A 14909-nucleotide genomic window follows, 5' to 3' on the forward strand; every position below is an offset into this window, starting at 1 on the left:
CCGTCGACCCTGTCGGGCGGCCAGGCCCAACGGGTCGCCGTCGCGCGGGCGCTCGCGGCCGAGCCTCGGCTGCTGCTGCTCGACGAGCCCATGGCTGCCCTCGACGTGGACGTCACGCCCGAGCTGCGGCAGACCCTCAAGCACCTGCTCGCCGACCAGACCGCCGTCATCACCACCCACGACGTCCTCGACGCACTGCTGCTCGCCGACGAGGTCGCCGTCGTCGAGGGCGGGCGCGTCGTCGAGCGCGGCCCGACCGCCCAGGTGCTGAGCCGGCCGCGCAGCGCGTTCGCGGCCAAGATCGCCGGGCTCAACCTCCTCGCCGGGACGTGGACGGGCGACGGCGTCCGCACCACGACGGGCGAGGTGGTGCACGGCCGCACGCCCGCCGACGGCCTCGCCACCGGGACGCCGACGACCGCCGTCTTCCGCCCCGCCGCCGTCGCCGTCTACCTCGACGAGCAGCACGGCTCCCCCCGCAACACGTTCCGCGCCACCGTGCGCTCCCTCGAGCCGCGCGGCGACCTCGTGCGCGTGCGCACCGACCGCCTCGCCGCCGACGTCACGCCGCAGTCGGCCGCCGAGCTGTCCCTCGTGCCCGGCGCGCGGGTGTGGCTGACCGTCAAGGCCGCGGAGGTCGACGTCTACCCTGCCTGACCGCTGCCCGGCCGGACCGCGATGAGTTCGGGCCCCGGCCGCGGTCTCCCCGGACACACCCGAGGAGGCACCATGACGAGCAGCACGCTCCCCCCGACCGCGCCCGGCCCGGGCCGCCCGCCCGTCGTCGACCACGCCACCTGGCAGGCTGCGCGCGACGAGCTCCTCGTCCGCGAGAAGGCGCACACCCGGGAGGGCGACGCGATCGCCGCGGCCCGCAGGCGGCTGCCGATGGTGGAGGTCGACGCCGCCGCCACGGTCGTCGGGCCCCACGGCCCGGTCCCGTTCCTCGATGTCTTCGCGGGCCGCGACGAGCTCGTCGTCTACCACTCCATGTGGTACGACGGCGCGCCGCCGCAGGGGCAGTGCGAGGGCTGCACGTTCAACCTGTGGCACCTGCGCGACGCGTCCTACCCCAACGCCCGCGGCGTCTCGTTCGCCGCCCTCACCTCCGGGTCGTGGGACGAGGTCGAGCCATACGTCGCGTTCATGGGCTACCCCCAGCCCTGGTTCTCGGTGCGGGGCGTGGAGGCGTCCCTGCGCACCGAGGAAGGTCACCTCACGTGCTACCTCCGCGCAGGCGACCGCGCGTTCCTCACGTACTCGACGACCGGCCGCGGCAACGAGCCCGCCGACACGACGCTCGGGCTGCTCGACATGACGCCCTACGGCCGGCGCGAGGCGTGGCAGGACGACCCGGAGGGCTGGCCCGAGGCGCCCGACGCCGGCGCGCCGGTGGGCGGGCACGGCGCCCCGATCTGCTGGTACTGGCGCACGGACGCCGACGGGCGCGCGACGTGGGGCCCGACGAGCCGCCCTACGGCGCAGTGGACCCGGCCCGGCGCCACCCCCGAGACGACGCTGGGACGCCACGACCACCACCACTGACGTCCCGGCCCTGCCGACGAGCTCGACGTCAGTCGTGCGCCAGCTCCAGCCGGTAGCCCCGCTTGACGACGGTCTTGACCAGGTCACGGCGGCCGGTGGCGTCGCGCAGTCGGGCGACGGCGACCTCGACGGCGTGCGGGTCGCGGGAGCTGCCGGGCAGCACGTCGAGCACCCGCTCGCGCGGCACGACGTCGCCGCCCGCGGAGGCGAGCAGCCGCAGCACCTCGACGCCGGTGGGCGACAGGGGCAGCACCTGCTGGTCGAGGACGGCGACGCGCGCCCGGATGACGAGGGGGCCGGCGACGGTGGCCAGCGCCACGGACTCCAGGTGCTCGTAGTGCCCCACGATCGACCGCACGAGCGCGCCGAGCCGCCCGCGCTCCGGCTGCAGGGTGGGGATGCCGCGCGACTCCAGCGGGCGAGCGGTGACCGGGCCGACGGCGGCGGCCACCATCGACCCCTCGACGAACCGCGCCACGACCGCGTCGCGCAGGCCCTGGGCCTCGACGGCCCGCAGCCACGCCTCGGCGCCGGGCGCGGACGTGAACGCGACGGCGTCGATCTCCCCCGCCGCGGCGGCGCGCACGGACGCCTCGACGGCGGCCGGGTCGGGCGACGGCCCCCACCGGTACACGACCAGCGCGGACACCCGGGCGCCCGCCTTCTCGAACACGACGTCCAACCCGTCGGCGCCCGCCCCGTGGTGCTGGATGGCGACGTGCAGCCCGCTCACGCCCTCGCTGAGCAGCACCTCGGCGACCTCGGCCGACGTCTCGGACTCCGCGACCCAGTCGGCCTGCAGCCCCGCGGCCTGGATGGCGCCGCGCGCCTTGGGCCCGCGCGCGACGATCCGCGACCGGCCCAGGACCGCCAGCAGGTCGTCGGCGAGGCCGTGCGCGTCGGCGGCCTCGATCCACGCACGGAACCCCACGCCGGTGGTCGCGACGACGACGTCGGGCGGGTCGGCCACGAGGGCGCGCGTCGCGGCGATCAGGGCGTCGTCGTCCACGTGCGGGATCATGCTCAGCGCGGGCGCGTGCCGGACGGCGGCGCCGCGGCGCTCCAGCGCGGCGGCCAGCTCCCCGGACCGGCGGTCCGCCGTGACGAGCACCGTGCAGCCCGCCATCACCTGGCCCAGCGCGGGCGTGGGGCGATGCAGCGCGACGGCCTCAGCCACCGGCCCGTCCTGCGGCCTCTCCTGCGACACCCGCGACCTCCAGCAGCTCCTCGTGGGCCACGTCGCCGATCACGACCACGGCCGGCGCGCGGACCCCGACCTCCTCGGCACGCTTGGCGGCCAGGTCGAGGGCGACGCGCGTGACCCGCTGGTCGGGCAGCGAACCTCGTTCCACGATAGCGACGGGCGTCCCCGGCGCGGCGCCCGCGTCCAGCAGGCGGGCGACGATCCCGGGCAGGGCCGCGACCCCCATGAGCACGACGAGCGTCGCCGCGCGGGAGGTCACGCACGCGACGGAGACGTCGTCGAGCACGTCGCCGACCCCCTCGCGGGTGTGGCCCGTGACGACGTGGAACGCCGTCGTCGTGCCGCGGTGCGTCAGCGGCACCCCGGCCAGCGCGGGCGCGGCCAGCGCGGACGACACCCCGGGCACGACCTCGACCGGCACGCCGGCGGCGCGGCAGGCGGCGACCTCCTCCCCGCCGCGGCCGAAGACGAACGGGTCGCCGCCCTTCAGCCGCACCACGTGCTCGCCGGCGAGGGCGCGCGCCACGATCAGCGCGTCGATCTCCTGCTGCGGCAGCGTGTGCCGGCCGGGCGTCTTGCCGACGTCGACGACCTCGACGCCGGGGTCCAGGTCGTCGAGCACCTCGCGCGGCACCAGCCGGTCGGTGACGACGACGTCGGCCGTGGTCAGCGCGCGCCAGGCGCGGTAGGTGAGCAGGTCGGCGGCCCCGGGCCCGGCACCGACGAGGGTGACCCGGCCGGGGGCCGCGCCGGGCGTCGTCATCCGATCCCCACGTGCACGACGCCGCCGGACACGACGACCGGGTACGACGCCAGGTCGCCCGCCAGCCCGGCGCGCGGCTCCTTGCCGGCCGCATCGAGGCAGCGGCCGGTGTGCAGCTCGAAGACCTGCTTGTAGACCGGCGACGCCACGGTGGGCGTGCCGCCGCGGGTGCCCACGATGCCGCGCGACATCACGTTCGCGCCCGAGTACGGGTCGAGCTGCTGCACGGCGCAGACCGTGCCGTCCAGCAGGCGGAACAGCGCCACCTGCAGCTCCTCGCCGTCCGAGCCGGTCACCAGGGCGGCGGCCCCGCGCTCGGGGGCCAGCGCGTCCAGCGGGCAGACGGCGGTCCACCCGGGGCCGTCCACGAGGGCGCTCCCGGGCACAGCGGGGGCGGTGGGGATCAGGGCGGTCATGCGCGCACCTCCAGGGTGGGGCCGGCGACGAGGACGGGGCTGGTGAGGGTGGAGACGAGCTCGGGGTCGGCGCTCCCGGACGCGACCTCCTCCGCGGTGGCCGGGCGCTTCTGCCCGCGCTCCGGCACGTACGCGAGCGCCGGGTCGGGCCTGGTCGGGGCGTTGACGAAGGAGCCGAACCGGGCCAGCTTCTCCGGGTCCTCGAGCACGGCCTTCCACTCGTCCTCGTACCCCTCGACGTGCTTCGCCATCGCGGCGTCGAGGTCTGCTCCGATGCCGAGGGAGTCCTCGACGACGACCTGGCGGATGGCGTCGAGCCCGCCCTCGTACTCCTCGACCCAGGGGGCGGTGCGCTGCAGGCGGTCGGCGGTGCGGATGTACAGCATGAGGAAGCGGTCGATGGTGCGTAGCAGCTCCGCGGAGGTGAGGTTCTCCGCGAGCAGCTGCGCGTGCTTCGGCGTCTGCCCGCCGTTGCCGCCCACGTAGACGTTCCAGCCCTGGTCGGTGGCGATGACCCCGACGTCCTTGCCCCGCGCCTCGGCGCACTCGCGGGCGCAGCCGGAGACGCCGAGCTTGAGCTTGTGCGGGGAGCGCAGGCCGCGGTACCGCAGCTCGAGCTCGACGGCCATGCCGACCGAGTCCTGCACGCCGTACCGGCACCAGGTGGACCCGACGCACGACTTCACGGTGCGCAGCGACTTGCCGTACGCGTGCCCGGACTCGAACCCGGCGTCCACGAGCCGCCGCCAGATCTCGGGGAGCTGCTCGACGCGGGCGCCGAACATGTCGATCCGCTGGCCGCCGGTGATCTTCGTGTAGAGGCCGAAGTCCTTGGCGACCTGCCCGACGACGATCAGCCCCTCGGGCGTCACCTCGCCGCCCGGCATGCGCGGGACGACGGAGTAGGTGCCGTCCTTCTGCATGTTGGCGAGCATGTGGTCGTTGGTGTCCTGGAGCGTGGCCTGCTCGCCCGCGAGGATGTGCCCGTTGCCGAGGCTGGCGAGGATCGAACCGACCGTGGGCTTGCAGATGTCGCAGCCTCGGCCGGCGTCACTGGCTCCGTCGGGCACGCGCCCGAAGCGGGCGATGATCTCGCTGAACGTGTGCAGGTCCGCCACGCGCACGGCGTCGAAGAGCTGGGCGCGGGAGAGCTCGAAGTGCTCGCACAGCGCGTTGCTCACCTCGACGCCGGCCTTGGCCAGCTCCGTCTTCGTCAGCTTGGTGACCAGCGGCAGGCAGGCGCCGCACGTGGTGCCGGCCCGCGTGCACGCCTTGACCCCCGCGACGTCCGTGCACTCGTGCCCCTCGAACGACCCGTTGACCGCGCCCCGGATCGTGCCGGCCGAGACGTTGTTGCAGGAGCAGACGTTCGCGTCGTCGGGCAGCTCCAGCGTCGGCGCGCCGCCGGCGCCCTCCGGCAGCAGGAACGCGCTGGGGTCGCCCGGCAGCTCCGCCCCGAGCATCGGCCGCAGCGACGCGTACGGCCCGGCGTCGCCGACGAAGACGCCGCCCAGCAGGGTGCGCGCGTCGTCGGCCATCACGAGCTTGCTGTAGATGCCCCGCAGCGGGTCGGCCCACACGATCTCGACCGACTTCTCGGTGCGGCCGTGCGCGTCGCCGAAGCTCGCGACGTCGACGCCCGAGAGCTTGAGCTTCGTCGCCGTGTCCGCGCCGGGGAACGTGGCCTCGCCGCCGAGCAGCCGGTCGGCCACGACCTCCGCCATCGTGTTGCCGGGCGCCACCAGGCCGAGGCAGCGTCCCTCGATGCAGGCGACCTCGCCGATCGCCCAGACGTGCTCGTCGGCGGTGCGGCAGGAGAGGTCGACGACGGCGCCGCCGCGCTCGCCGATCTCGAGCCCGGCCGCGCGGGCCAGCTCGTCGCGGGGCCGCACGCCCGTGGCCATCACGACGACGTCCACGTCGAGCCGCCCGCCGTCCGCGAAGTCCATCCGGCCCACGTGCCCGGTGCGGCGGTGCGGGCGGATCGCCTTCGTGGCCGTGTCGGTGCGCACGGAGATGCCCTTGTCGTTGATGAGCCGCTTCAGCGCGTGCCCGCCGCCCAGGTCGATCTGCACGTCCATGAGGTGCGTGCCGAACTGGATCACCGTGGCCTGCGCGCCGAGCGCCTTGAGCGCACCCGCCGCCTCCAGCCCGAGCAGGCCGCCGCCGACGACGGCGCCGCGCACCGGCCGCTCGACCACGCCGCCCCGCGTCTCGACCCGCCCCGCCTCGCGCTTGGCCTCCACCCAGCCGCGCAGCGCCGCGACGTCGTCGATGGTGCGGTAGACGAAGACGCCCGGCAGGTCGTTGCCGTCGATGGGCGGCATCGCGGCGCTCGAGCCCGTGGCGAGCACCAGCTCGTCGTAGGCGTGCACGCGGCCGAGCCGGTCGGTGACGGTCCGCGCCGCGCGGTCGATCGACGCGACGGCGCAGTCGCGGTGCAGGTCGACCAGCGGGTCGTCCCACAGGGCCGGGTCGCCGAGCGTGAGCTCCTCGGCGTCGCGCACCTCGAAGTAGCGGGTGAGGCCCACGCGGTCGTACGGCTTGCGCGGCTCCTCGGCGAAGACGGTCACGCGCCAGGCGCCGGCGTCGTCGCGCGCCCGCAGCGCCTCGACGAACCGCTGCGCGACCATGCCGCCACCCACGACGACGACGTGCCGCGCGTCCGGCCGGGGGCTGGGGGGCGTGCCCTGCGTCTCGTTCATGGCGCTGACGCTAGGAAGCCGCCGTGTCACGGCCGTCAGGCCGCGGTTACCTCACGGGAACATCTGCCTCACGCGCGAAACATGGCGCGCGAGAGGAGCACCGTCACCAGCCCGGGACGACCTCCAGCGGCCCCTCGTCCGGGGTCGGGACCTGGAAGCCGTCGTGGAAGGCGGCGGCCGTCTCCGGCGTCAGGACGACGTCGTGCGGGTGCGCGGCGGCCCGGGCGGCCACCCGGGCGAGCGCGACGTCGCGGGGCGTGTCCACGTAGACGACGAGGGTGTCGGCGCCGTGCGCCGCGCCGAGCGCCCGGTACTCGTCCCGCGACGCGCGCGACCAGAACGACGAGTCGACGACGACGTCGCGCCCCTGGTCGAGGAGGATCTCGACCCGGGACCGCAGGGCGTCCGCCACCCGCTGGGCCGCGTCGTCCGGCAGCGGGTGCACGGCCGCGTGCCCGGCCGCCCAGGCGAGCTCGTCGAGGGACGCGACCGCGTAACCGTCGGGCACCCAGCGGCGGGCGTGCGTGGACTTGCCCGCTCCGGCGGGTCCGCACAGCAGGACGAGGTGCGACACGGTCGTGACGCTACCCTCGCTGTCCATGCCGACGACGCCGACGACGATGCCGACCAGGACGTTCGACCCGCGCACGACCACGAACCCGGGGGTCCGCGCCGTCGGACGGTGGCTCGGCCGGCTCAACGACCGGTACCCGTGGAGCCACAACGACCACTTCCACGGCTGGATCCTGCGGCGGCTGCCGCGACGCCGGCGCCGCGCGCTCGACGTCGGCTGCGGCACCGGCCTGCTGGTCGACCGGCTGCGGCGCGCGGGCGCCACCGTCGTCGGGCTCGACGCGGACGCCGCCATGGCCGAGGTGACCGCCGCGCGGTTCGCGGGAGACCCGGGAGTGACCGTGCGGCACGGCCGGTTCGAGGACGTCCCTGCCGACGGGTCGTTCGACGTCGTGACGATGGTCGCCTCCCTGCACCACCTGGACCTCGAGCCCACCCTCCGGCACGCCGCCGGCGTCCTGGCCCCCGGCGGGCGGCTGCTGGTGGTCGGCCTGGCGCGGATCGGCGCGCCGCGCGACCTGGCCGTCGACCTGGTCTCGTCGTTCGTCAACCCCGTCGTCGGGATGATCAAGAGCCTGGGCCGATCCCGTGGGCCCGCCGAGGTGCCCGGCGACGACGGCCCGCCCGTGCCGATGCGCGACTCGCGCGAGTCGTACGGCGAGGTCCGAGACACCGCCCGCCGCGTGCTGCCGGGTGCGCGGTTCCGCCAGCGGCTGTTCTTCCGTTACACGCTCGAGTGGACCTCCCCGACCTCCTGATCCTCCGTCTCCGGCCTCGCCGTCGTGCTCGACAGCCACTCCACCAGCCCGCACACCGCCTCCGTGCAGCTGCCGCAGCCGGTGGTGGCGCGCGTCGCGCGCGCGACGTCCTCCCGCGTCGTCGCGCCGTCGGCCACGCACGCGGCGACGTCGTGCTTGGTGACGCCGTTGCAGCGGCAGACGGTGGCGTCGTCGGGCATGTGCTCGGGGCTGGACGCCGGCTCGGCGGCGGGCATGACGGGCGTGAGCAGCAGGAACGCCGGGTCGGCGGGCACGGGCGTGCGGCGTGTGTAGGCGGCGGTGAGGTCGGCGGCCACGCGGGCGTCGCCCACGCACGTGGCACCCACCAGGACGCCGCCGGCCACCACGGCCTCCACGTAGCGCCCCGCGGCCGGGTCGCCGAGGCGCACGGCCCGCTCCCCCGGCGCCGGGACGCGGCCGGAGCCGCAGCGGCCCATCGCGACCACGCTCAGCGGCCCGGCCTTGACCTTCACGACGTCGGTGCCCCGGGCGTCGACGCCGCCGGCCCGCGCCCCCGGCGCGCGCGACGACAGCAGGGTCCCGAGGCGCACCGCCATCGACGGAGACGTGCCGTCTCCCGGCAGCCGCAGGTGCTCGCGCGGTCCCTCGACCACCGCCGCCGCGCGAGGCCGGGCCGCGAGCGCCACCAGGTGCTCGGCGAGCCGCCTCGCCTGGTCCCAGCCCTCCGCGACCAGGCCGCGCGACCCCTCCGGCGGCTGCGCGCAGTCACCGACGGCGAAGACGCGCGGGTCGGTGACCGACGCCAGGTCCGGCCCCACGACGACACCCCGCTCGACGGCGAGCCCGGACCGCCGCGCCAGCGCCGTCTCCGGCGCGGTGCCGCAGGCGAGGACGACCAGGCCCACGCCGAGCGTCTCCCCCGGCTCGGTGGTCGCGCCGTCGAGCCGCACGCCCACGGCCCGGCCCCCGACGAGGAGCAGCTCCTGCGGCCGCACGCCCGTCCGCACGGCCACGCCCGCCGCCTCCAGGCCCGCGCGCAGCACGGCGCCCGCCTGGTCGTCGAGCTGCCGGTCCATCGGTGCGCCCGCGCCGTGCACGAGCGTCGTGGGCAGGCCCCGCCCGGCCAGCCCGAGCGCGATCTCCACGCCCAGCACCCCGCCGCCGACGACCACGGCCCGCGGCGTGTTCACGGTGGCGGCGACCACCTCGCGGGCGTCGTCGAGCGTGCGCAGCGCGTGCACCCCGGCGGGAAGGGACGCGGGGCCGGAACCGAGACCGGGCACGTCGGGCAGGCGCGCGGCGGCGCCCGTAGCGAGGACCAGGTGGTCGTAGGGGTGGTGGGCCCCGTCGTCGGTCACGACCACGCGAGCGTCCCGGTCGACGACCGCCGCGGCCGTGCCCCGCAGCACCCGGGTGCGGCCGTCGTCGACCGTGGGCATGCCGATCGCCGCGACGTCCGTGCGCCCGGCGACCACGTCCGACAGCAGCACGCGGTTGTACGGCTCGTACGGCTCGGCGCCGAGCACCGTGACGTCGAGCGCACCGTCGGCGTCGCGCCGGGACAGCTCGTCGGCGAGGCGCGCGCCCACCATGCCGTGACCGATCACGACCACCCGGTGCGGCACGCGCAGGCCCTGCTGCGGGTCGTGACTCATGCGGGGACCTCCAGGGTCTCGACGGCCGTCGCGGCCAGGTCGGGGACGGCCGGCGTCACCGACACCGCACAGACCTTGAACTCGGGCATGGCGGAGACCGGGTCGACGGCGTCGGTCGTGAGGCGGTTGACGCTGCCCGCGCCGCTCCAGTGGAACGGCATGAAGACGGTGTCCGGGCGGACGGCATCCGTCCAGCGCGCGGTCGCCTCGACGACGCCGCGCGCCGAGGTCAGCCGCGCCCGTGCCCCGTCCCCGACGCCGACGCGCAGTCCCAGCAGCGGGTGCAGCTCGACGTACGGCTCGGGCACGAGCCGCTCCAGCTCCGGCACCCGGTGCGTCTGCGCCCCCGACTGGTAGTGCTGCAGCACCCGCCCGGTGACGAGGTAGGTCGGGGCGTCCGGGCGCACGTCGTCCGACGGGCCGGCGTGGTCCACCGCGACCATCCGCGCCCGGCCGTCCGGCGTCGCGAACCGGTCGAGGAACACGCGCGGCGTCCCGGGGTGCTCGCCCGGCGACCTGTCAGGACCAGGGTCACGAAAACCTGCGTGTGGTCCTGACAACTTCCGCGCTTCGGAGTCGTCAGGGCCAGAACCGTCAGAACCTGCCCGTGGCCCTGACAGCTCGGGGGTGGCAGCCGGGCAGGGCCAGTACAGCCCTGCGCCGCCGGCGGCGTCGTGCGCGTCGAGGCGGGCGTGGCTGAGCCCGGAGTAGTCGGCGACGCCGCCCGCAGACGCGCGCGCCAGCTCGTCGAACACGACGGCGGGGTCGGTCGGGAAGGCGACGTCGGAGCCCAGGCGGCGGGCGAGCTCGGCGAGGATCCACAGCTCGGACCGGGCCTCGCCCGGCGGGTCCGCAGCGCGCCGGCGGCGGATCACGCGCCCCTCGAGGTTCGTCATCGTGCCCTCCTCCTCGGCCCACTGGGTGGTGGGGAGCACGACGTCGGCCAGGAGCGCGGTCTCGGACGGCACGACGTCGCACACCACGAGCAGGTCGAGCGCGGCGAGGCGCTCCCGCACGCGGTCGGCGTTCGGCGCGGAGACGACGACGTTCGAGCCGTGCACCAGCAGCGCGCGCGGCCCGCCGGGGGCGCCGAGGGAGGTCAGCAGCTCGACGGCGGGCACCCCCGGCCCGGGCAGCGTCCCCGGGTCTACGCCCCACACCCCGGCGACGTGCGCGCGGGCCGCCGGGTCGTCGATCTTCCGGTAGCCGGGCAGCTGGTCGCACTTCTGCCCGTGCTCGCGCCCGCCCTGCCCGTTGCCCTGCCCGGTGAGGCAGCCGTACCCCGAGCCCACGCGCCCGGGGAGCCCGAGGGCCAGCGCCAGGTCGATCGCCGCCGTCACGGTCGCGGTGCCCTGGGCCGACTGCTCGACGCCGCGGCCCGTGAGCACGTACGCCCCGCGGCCCCCGCGCGACGGCGACGCCGCGGCCAGCAGCCGCGCCACCCGCCGCAGCTCCTCGGCCGGGACGCCGCACACCGTCTCCGCGCGCTCGGGCCACCAGGCGGCGGCCGAGCGGGCGACGTCGTCGAACCCCGTGGTGCGCCGGGCCACGTACTCCCGGTCGACCAGTCGCTCCGCCACCAGCACGTGCAGCAGCGCCAGCAGCACCACGAGGTCGGTGCCCGGCACGGGCTGCAGGTGCACGCCCTCGCCCGGCCCGGCGAGGCGGGCGGTGGCGGACCGTCGCGGGTCGACGACGACGAGCCCGCCCCCGGCGCGCGCACCGGCGATGTGCTGCACGAACGGCGGCATCGTCTCGGCCGCGTTGGAGCCGAGCAGCAGGATCGCGCCGGCCCCGGCAAGGTCGGTCACCGGGAACGGCAGCCCGCGGTCCAGGCCGAACGCCCGGTTCCCCGCGGCGGCGGCCGACGACATGCAGAACCGGCCGTTGTAGTCGATGTTCGGCGTGCGCAGCACGGTGCGGGCGAACTTGCCGAGGGCGTACGCCTTCTCGTTCGTCAGCCCACCGCCGCCGAACACCGCCACCGCCTCGGGGCCGTGCTCGACGGCCAGCCCCTCGAGACGCGCGGCGACGCGGTCGAGGGCGTCGTCCCACGGCGCCGGCGCGAGCGCGCCGTCGGCTCCGCGGACGAGCGGCGTCGTGAGCCGGTCCGTCGCACGCAGCACCGTCGCGCTGGTCCACCCCTTCTGGCACAGCCCGCCGCCGTTCGTGGGGAACTGCCGCGGCGTCACCGTCACGGGCAGTCCCGCCCGGCTCCCCGACGCGGGACCGGCGGGCGCGAGGTCCATGCCGCACTGCAGGGCGCAGTACGGGCAGTGGGTGGCGACCGCGGCCCCGACCGTCGTCATACGCGCGCCGCCCGCATCGCCGTGCCGCGCCGGGCGTACACCGCCCACGTGACGACCGCCATCACGGCGTACGCCCCGACGAACACCCACAGCGCGGCGACCAGCGAGCCCGTCATCGACGTCGACATCGCGAACCCGCGCGGCACGAGGAACCCGCCGAGCGCGCCGACGGCCCCGGCGATGCCGATGCAGCCGGCGGCCGCGCGGGCCGTCGCGGCGGCGTCGCGCCCCGCCCCAGCGACGCGGAACGCCGCGGGGATCATCCGGTACACCGACCCGTTGCCGACGCCGGTCGCGACGAACAGCACGAGGAACGACGCGAAGAAGAGGCCGAACCGGTGGCTGCCGAGCGCGGAGATCGCGCCGACCGCCCCGGCGATCATCACCGCGTAGCAGCCGACCGTGACGACGGCGCCGCCGACGCGGTCGGCGAGGATCCCGCCGAGCGGCCGCGCCACCGACCCCACGAGCGCCCCGAGGAACGCCAGCGACAGGCTCACCTCGGGGAACTGCCCGGCCAGCAGCGTCGGGAAGGCCCCGGAGAACCCGATGAACGACCCGAACGTGCCGATGTACAGGAACGAGATGACCCAGGTGTGCGGCTCGCGCACGGCCACCGCGAACGACCGCGGGTCAGCCTTCGCCGCGGACAGGTTGTCCATGAACCGCCAGGCGAGGAACGCCGCGAGCACGACGAACGGGACGAAGACGAGGCTCGCCCGCTCCAGCGCCACGCCCGCGCCGGTGGCGATCACGAGCGGGACGACGAGCTGCACGACGGCGGTGCCGAGGTTGCCGCCCGCGGCGTTCCAGCCGAGGGCCGCGCCCTTCTCCCGCTCGGGGAAGAAGAACGAGATGTTCGCCATCGAGGACGCGAAGTTGCCGCCGCCGAAGCCGGCCAGAGCCGCCACGGCGAGCAGCACGCCGAACGACGTCTCCGGCCGCTGCACGACGACCGCCAGCGCCAGCGTCGGGATCAGCAGCAGCGACGCCGACACGACCGTCCACGTCCGGCCGCCGAACACCGGCACCGCGAGGGTGTACGGGATGCGCAGCGTCGCGCCGACCAGCGACGGCACCGCGATGAGCCAGAACATCTGGTCGGTGGTGAGCGTGAACCCGGCGGCGGGCAGCTGCGGCACGACGATCGACCAGAGCGCCCACACGCAGAACCCGAGGAACTCGGCGAACACCGACAGGGCGAGGTTCCGGCGCGCGACGCGGCGTCCCCCGCCCGCCCAGAACTCCGGGTCCTCGGGCCGCCATTCGTCGATCCAGCGACCGGGCCGGGCGTGCGCCCCCGGAGGTGCGGCCGCCGGTGCCGGGGCAGCGGTCGGAGCAACCATGTGTGTCCTCCTGTGCGCGGGCCCGACGACGCCGGGCGGTGGTCTCGAACTGGCCTGGAACCACCGGCGCGTCGTCGGGCCGGTGGTCCGACGCTAGGAAGACGGTGTTTCGACGCCCGACGTCGGGCCGTGAAATGCGCGTGAGCACGATCGCACAGGCTTCGCCGCCGGCCTGTGAGGCTCAGGCCACCGGGGAGACCGCGCGGGGCGTCAGGTCGTCGCCGCCCGCCAGGATGCGCCGTTCGAGGTCGCGCAGCTCGGGCCCGGGCTCCACCCCGAGCTCGTCGACCAGCGTGCGCCGGACCGCCCGGTAGACCGCGAGCGCGTCCGCCTGCCGACCGCTGCGCCAGAGCGCCGTCATGAGCAGGGCGTGCAGGTGCTCGCGCAGGGGGTGCCGGCGCACCAGGGCCGCGAGGTCCGCCACCACGGTCTCGTGCCGCCCGCAGTCGAGCTCGGCGGCGTAGAGCTGCTCGCGGGCCGCGTCGCGGCGCTCGGTGAGCCGCTCGGCGTCACCGGCCAGGGGGCACAGGTCCAGCCCCTGGTACGCCTCGCCCCGCCATAGCCGCAGCGCGCGGCGCAGGAGCGAGGCCCGCCGGCACGGGTCGTCGGTGTGCTCGGCCTGCTCCAGGACCTCGTCGAAGACCTGGGCGTCCAGCTCGCGCGGCGCGACCCGCAGCACGTAGCCCCCCGGATCCAGCAGCAGCCGCTCGGGTTCGCCCATGGCGCGGCGCAGGCGGTGCACGGTCAGGTGCAGCCGCTGCGGGTCGGGAGAGTCCGTCGTGTCCCACAGCGCGTCGAGCAGCGTCTCCGCCGGCACCGGGGCGTTGGCGTGCGCGAGCAGCAGCCCCAGGAGGCCGAGGCGTACCGCTCCGGCGACGGGCGCGACGTCGTCCCCGTGCGTCACGCGTACCGGTCCCAGCACCTCGAAGCGCATCGCTCCCCCTCCGTCCGGCGGGTCCCACTCCCCGGGCGCCCACTCCCCTCAAGAGGTGATCGGGGCGACGAAAAGTACGCGACGCGGGCGAGAAAGCGGGACGGAAGCGAGAGGGAAGGACGAGGAAAGCGGGGGTCGGCACGGTGGGGCATCGGCCGCCGCACGACGGCGGCTCCCGACAGCACGGAGAGGAACCATGAGACACAGCACGCGAAGGACACTGGCCGCTGCGGCGGTCGGCGCGGCGGGCCTCGGCCTGCTGGGCGGCACCGCGGCGACGGCCGCTCCCGCGACGACGGCGGCGTCCTGGAACGACTACGGCGCGGACTGGGACGACCCGAACGACGCGGGCGGCATCTCCGTCTACGAGAAGACGGTCAAGTACAGCAACGGCGAGAGCGTGATGGCCCAGTTCATCGCGCGCGGCGAGCACCTGACGATCTGGGACGACCACGACAACGACCGCAAGGCCATCGTCAAGCTCTGGGTCGGCAGGAGCGGCCCCGCCGTCTTCTACGCGAAGGGCGACGGCACGGAGACCCGGTTCAACCTCTCCTACGACGAGGGTCAGACCGTGAAGATCCAGGTCTGCACGTCCACGTCGTCGAAGGCCCAGTGCTCGTCCGGCACCTATCGCGGCCGGTCCTGAGGAGGCGTCATGCGACTTCGCACCACGACGGCGGCCGCGGCCGCCGCGATCGTCACGGCCGGGGCGGCGC

General features: G+C 75.8%; 13 protein-coding genes. 4 read left to right on the forward strand and 9 right to left on the reverse strand.

Going from position 1 to position 14909, the window contains the following annotated elements:
- The coding region (locus ACFUVW_RS13355) for a TOBE domain-containing protein (protein ID WP_430571817.1) at positions 1 to 657 on the forward strand (657 nt) is incomplete at its 5' end.
- A gap of 72 nt (positions 658 to 729) precedes the next feature.
- The gene (locus ACFUVW_RS13360; RefSeq protein ID WP_430571818.1) at positions 730 to 1545 is read left to right on the forward strand and encodes a DUF899 family protein; all 816 of its coding nucleotides are present in this window, start codon (positions 730 to 732) and stop codon (positions 1543 to 1545) included.
- Between the two features lie 28 nt (positions 1546 to 1573).
- Here ACFUVW_RS13360 and ACFUVW_RS13365 read toward each other — a convergent pair whose 3' ends face one another.
- The 5 genes from ACFUVW_RS13365 to ACFUVW_RS13385 form a co-directional block, all read right to left on the reverse strand.
- Positions 1574 to 2671, reverse strand: coding sequence for a uroporphyrinogen-III synthase (locus ACFUVW_RS13365; protein ID WP_430571829.1), 1098 nt, complete (start codon positions 2669 to 2671; stop codon positions 1574 to 1576).
- Positions 2672 to 2714: 43 nt separating this feature from the next.
- Positions 2715 to 3512, reverse strand: a complete 798-nt coding sequence (cobA, locus tag ACFUVW_RS13370; protein WP_430571819.1) for a uroporphyrinogen-III C-methyltransferase — start codon at positions 3510 to 3512, stop codon at positions 2715 to 2717.
- Positions 3509 to 3928 carry a nitrite reductase small subunit NirD gene (gene nirD, locus ACFUVW_RS13375; protein WP_430571820.1) on the reverse strand — a complete coding sequence of 140 codons (420 nt, stop codon included), beginning with the start codon at positions 3926 to 3928 and terminating at the stop codon, positions 3509 to 3511. The genes cobA and nirD overlap by 4 nt, the downstream gene beginning before the upstream one ends.
- On the reverse strand, positions 3925 to 6633 hold the full coding sequence (gene nirB, locus ACFUVW_RS13380; RefSeq protein ID WP_430571821.1) for a nitrite reductase large subunit NirB: 2709 nt from the start codon (positions 6631 to 6633) through the stop codon (positions 3925 to 3927). Before nirB ends, nirD begins: the two co-directional genes overlap by 4 nt.
- Before the next feature lie 103 nt (positions 6634 to 6736).
- Complete coding sequence (locus tag ACFUVW_RS13385; protein WP_430571822.1) at positions 6737 to 7207, reverse strand: AAA family ATPase; 471 nt, start codon at positions 7205 to 7207, stop codon at positions 6737 to 6739.
- A 25-nt stretch (positions 7208 to 7232) separates the two neighbouring features.
- Between ACFUVW_RS13385 and ACFUVW_RS13390 the strand changes: the two genes are divergently transcribed.
- Positions 7233 to 7964 (forward strand): class I SAM-dependent methyltransferase, encoded by a 732-nt coding sequence (locus tag ACFUVW_RS13390; protein ID WP_430571823.1) that lies wholly within the window; start codon positions 7233 to 7235, stop codon positions 7962 to 7964.
- Here ACFUVW_RS13390 and ACFUVW_RS13395 read toward each other — a convergent pair.
- From ACFUVW_RS13395 to ACFUVW_RS13410, 4 genes are all read right to left on the reverse strand, one after another.
- Positions 7931 to 9601, reverse strand: a complete 1671-nt coding sequence (locus ACFUVW_RS13395) for an FAD-dependent oxidoreductase (protein WP_430571824.1) — start codon at positions 9599 to 9601, stop codon at positions 7931 to 7933. The two genes, ACFUVW_RS13390 and ACFUVW_RS13395, sit on opposite strands and share 34 nt — an antisense overlap.
- On the reverse strand, positions 9598 to 11910 hold the full coding sequence (locus ACFUVW_RS13400; protein WP_430571825.1) for a molybdopterin oxidoreductase family protein: 2313 nt from the start codon (positions 11908 to 11910) through the stop codon (positions 9598 to 9600). Before ACFUVW_RS13400 ends, ACFUVW_RS13395 begins: the two co-directional genes overlap by 4 nt.
- Positions 11907 to 13256 carry an MFS transporter gene (locus ACFUVW_RS13405; RefSeq protein WP_430571826.1) on the reverse strand — a complete coding sequence of 450 codons (1350 nt, stop codon included), beginning with the start codon at positions 13254 to 13256 and terminating at the stop codon, positions 11907 to 11909. Before ACFUVW_RS13405 ends, ACFUVW_RS13400 begins: the two co-directional genes overlap by 4 nt.
- A 181-nt stretch (positions 13257 to 13437) precedes the next feature.
- Positions 13438 to 14190 (reverse strand): BTAD domain-containing putative transcriptional regulator, encoded by a 753-nt coding sequence (locus ACFUVW_RS13410; RefSeq protein WP_430571827.1) that lies wholly within the window; start codon positions 14188 to 14190, stop codon positions 13438 to 13440.
- A 196-nt stretch (positions 14191 to 14386) separates the two neighbouring features.
- On the opposite strand from ACFUVW_RS13410, the gene ACFUVW_RS13415 reads away from it, so the two are divergent.
- Positions 14387 to 14839, forward strand: a complete 453-nt coding sequence (locus ACFUVW_RS13415) for a hypothetical protein (protein ID WP_430571828.1) — start codon at positions 14387 to 14389, stop codon at positions 14837 to 14839.
- Positions 14840 to 14909 lie beyond the last annotated feature (70 nt).

The organism is Isoptericola sp. NPDC057391 (assembly GCF_042668085.1).
GTDB lineage: Bacteria > Actinomycetota > Actinomycetes > Actinomycetales > Cellulomonadaceae > Isoptericola.

What these genes read in the sequence shown, in the direction of transcription:
- cobA (WP_430571819.1), bottom strand. Translation starts at nt 3,512, where the DNA reads ATGACGACGCCCGGCGCGGCCCCCGGCCGGGTCACCCTCGTCGGTGCC.
- ACFUVW_RS13410 (WP_430571827.1), bottom strand. Translation starts at nt 14,190, where the DNA reads ATGCGCTTCGAGGTGCTGGGACCGGTACGCGTGACGCACGGGGACGAC.
- ACFUVW_RS13415 (WP_430571828.1), top strand. Translation starts at nt 14,387, where the DNA reads ATGAGACACAGCACGCGAAGGACACTGGCCGCTGCGGCGGTCGGCGCG.
- ACFUVW_RS13400 (WP_430571825.1), bottom strand. Translation starts at nt 11,910, where the DNA reads ATGACGACGGTCGGGGCCGCGGTCGCCACCCACTGCCCGTACTGCGCC.
- nirD (WP_430571820.1), bottom strand. Translation starts at nt 3,928, where the DNA reads ATGACCGCCCTGATCCCCACCGCCCCCGCTGTGCCCGGGAGCGCCCTC.
- ACFUVW_RS13395 (WP_430571824.1), bottom strand. Translation starts at nt 9,601, where the DNA reads ATGAGTCACGACCCGCAGCAGGGCCTGCGCGTGCCGCACCGGGTGGTC.
- ACFUVW_RS13365 (WP_430571829.1), bottom strand. Translation starts at nt 2,671, where the DNA reads ATGGCGGGCTGCACGGTGCTCGTCACGGCGGACCGCCGGTCCGGGGAG.
- nirB (WP_430571821.1), bottom strand. Translation starts at nt 6,633, where the DNA reads ATGAACGAGACGCAGGGCACGCCCCCCAGCCCCCGGCCGGACGCGCGG.
- ACFUVW_RS13405 (WP_430571826.1), bottom strand. Translation starts at nt 13,256, where the DNA reads ATGGTTGCTCCGACCGCTGCCCCGGCACCGGCGGCCGCACCTCCGGGG.
- ACFUVW_RS13390 (WP_430571823.1), top strand. Translation starts at nt 7,233, where the DNA reads ATGCCGACGACGCCGACGACGATGCCGACCAGGACGTTCGACCCGCGC.
- ACFUVW_RS13360 (WP_430571818.1), top strand. Translation starts at nt 730, where the DNA reads ATGACGAGCAGCACGCTCCCCCCGACCGCGCCCGGCCCGGGCCGCCCG.